Raw genomic sequence first — 2,429 nt, forward strand, 5'->3', positions numbered from 1 at the left:
GGCCGACGCCCGGGAGGCACTGGCCCGGGCCACCGCCCACCTGCTCTCGCTGCAGAGCCCGGACGGCTGGTGGAAGGGCGACCTGGAGACCAACGTCACCATGGACGCCGAGGACTTACTGCTCCGGCAGTTCCTCGGGATCCGCACCGAGGAACAGACCGCGGCCACCGCCGAGTGGATCCGCTCCCAGCAGCGTGAGGACGGCACCTGGGCCACCTTCCACGGCGGGCCGCCCGAACTGTCCACGACCGTCGAGGCGTACGTCGCCCTCAAGCTCGCCGGTGACGACCCGGACGCGCCGCACATGCAGGCCGCCGCGCGCTACGTCCGCTCCGCCGGGGGCATCGCCGCCGCCCGGGTGTTCACCCGGATCTGGCTCGCGCTCTTCGGCTGGTGGCCCTGGGAGCGGCTGCCCGAGATGCCGCCCGAGATCATCTTCCTGCCCCGGTGGCTGCCGCTGAACATCTACGCCTTCGGCTGCTGGGCCCGCCAGACCATCGTCCCGCTGACCATCGTCTCGGCCCACCGCCCGGTCCGCCCGGCACCCTTCGCGCTCACCGAGCTGCACACCGACCCCGAGCACCCCTTCCCCGACCGGCCGCTCGCGCCCGCCACCAGCTGGGACGGCCTCTTCGAACGCCTCGACAAGGTCCTGCACGCCTACCACCACCGCGCCCTTCGCCCGCTGCGCAAGCACGCCATCGGGCAGGCCTGCCGCTGGATCGTCGAGCGCCAGGAGGCCGACGGCTGCTGGGGCGGGATCCAACCGCCCGCCGTCTACTCGCTGATCGCCCTGCACCTGGAGGGCTACGAGCTGGAGCACCCGGTGATGCAGGCCGGGCTCACCGCCTTCGACCGCTTCACCGTGCACACCGAGGACGGCATGCGCTGGCTGGAGGCCTGCCAGTCCCCGGTCTGGGACACCTGCCTGGCCACCATCGCGCTGGTGGACGCCGGGCTGGCGGCCGACCACCCGGCGGTGGTGTCCGCCGTCGACTGGATGCTCGGCGAGGAGATCCGCAAGCGCGGCGACTGGAGCGTGCGGCGGCCCTCGCTGGAGGCGGGCGGCTGGGCCTTCGAGTTCGAGAACGACACCTACCCGGACATCGACGACACCGCCGAGGTGGTCCTGGCGCTGCGCCGGGTGGCCCACCCGGATCAGGCCCGCGTCGACGGGGCGGTGGACCGCGGGGTGCGCTGGAACCTCGGCATGCAGTCCAAGAACGGCGCCTGGGGCGCCTTCGACGTCGACAACACCAGCACGCTGCCGAACAAGCTGCCGTTCTGCGACTTCGGCGAGGTGGTCGACCCGCCGTCCGCCGACGTCACCGCGCACGTCGTCGAGATGCTCGCCGAGGTCGGGCAGGCGCGGGACCCGCGCACCCGGCGCGGCGTCGAGTGGCTGCTGCGCAACCAGGAGGCCGACGGCTCCTGGTTCGGCCGCTGGGGCACCAACTACATCTACGGCACCGGCTCGGTGCTGCCCGCCCTCGTCGCGGCCGGCGTGCCGGACGAGCACCCGGCGATCCGCCAGGCCGTCCGCTGGCTGGAGGACCGCCAGAACGCCGACGGCGGCTGGGGCGAGGACATGCGCTCCTACGACGACCCGGCGCGCTGGGCCGGGCGCGGCGACTCGACGGCCTCGCAGACCGCGTGGGCGCTGATGGCGCTGCTCGCGGCCGGCGAGGGCCCGGACCGCCGGGCCAACCCGGCGGTGGAGCGCGGGGTCGACTGGCTGGTGCGCACCCAGCTGCCCGAAGGCACCTGGGACGAGCCGCAGTTCACCGGCACCGGCTTCCCGTGGGACTTCTCCATCAACTACCACCTCTACCGGCTGGTCTTCCCCGTCACCGCGCTCGGCCGCTACCTGGGCGGTGGGCCCGCGGTCCTGCGGGAGGGCGGCAGCCCGGCGATCGGGGCGTCGCGGTGACCACCCCGCCGCTGCTGGTGCTCTGCGCACTCGGCCCCGAGGTCTGGGCCCTGCGCGGCGGGGACTGGCGCGGCTCGGTGGGCGGGCCGCCGGTGCTGCTGCGCACCGGGGTCGGCCGGCGGCGGGCCGGCCACGCGGTGCGCCGGGTGCTCGGCTCCGCCCCGGGCGGCTACGGCGCGGTCGTGGTGGCCGGCTTCGGCGCGGCCGTCGGACCCGGGATCGCCCCGGGGGACGTCGTCGTCGCCGACGGCGTGCGCAACGCGGAGGGCAACCTGTTCCCCGTCCGCTCGGCCGCCGACCTCGCCCGGGCCCTCAAGGAGCGCGGGCTGGCCGTCCACACCGGGGTGCACCACACCGCCGACCACGTGGTCCGCGGCCTCGAACGGCGGGCCCTGCACGTCCAGGGCGCGCTCGCCGTCGACATGGAGGCCGCAGCACTCAACCCCACGCATCACAAAAAGCGTCCGCCGCTTACGGCGGCCGTACTGCGGGTGGTCGT

The 2,429-nt window shown here is 74.8% G+C and carries 2 protein-coding genes; both read left to right on the forward strand.

The annotated features are described in order from the left end of the window. A partial coding sequence (shc, locus tag AB0O00_RS35775; RefSeq protein WP_363658877.1) for a squalene--hopene cyclase occupies positions 1-1,930 on the forward strand: 1,930 nt, incomplete at its 5' end. Then, the coding region (locus AB0O00_RS35780) for a 1-hydroxy-2-methyl-2-butenyl 4-diphosphate reductase (protein ID WP_363658878.1) at positions 1,927-2,429 on the forward strand (503 nt) is incomplete at its 3' end. The genes shc and AB0O00_RS35780, both read left to right, overlap by 4 nt.

Source organism: Kitasatospora sp. NPDC093558 (assembly GCF_040683475.1).
In the GTDB taxonomy this organism is placed as follows: Bacteria; Actinomycetota; Actinomycetes; order Streptomycetales; family Streptomycetaceae; genus Kitasatospora.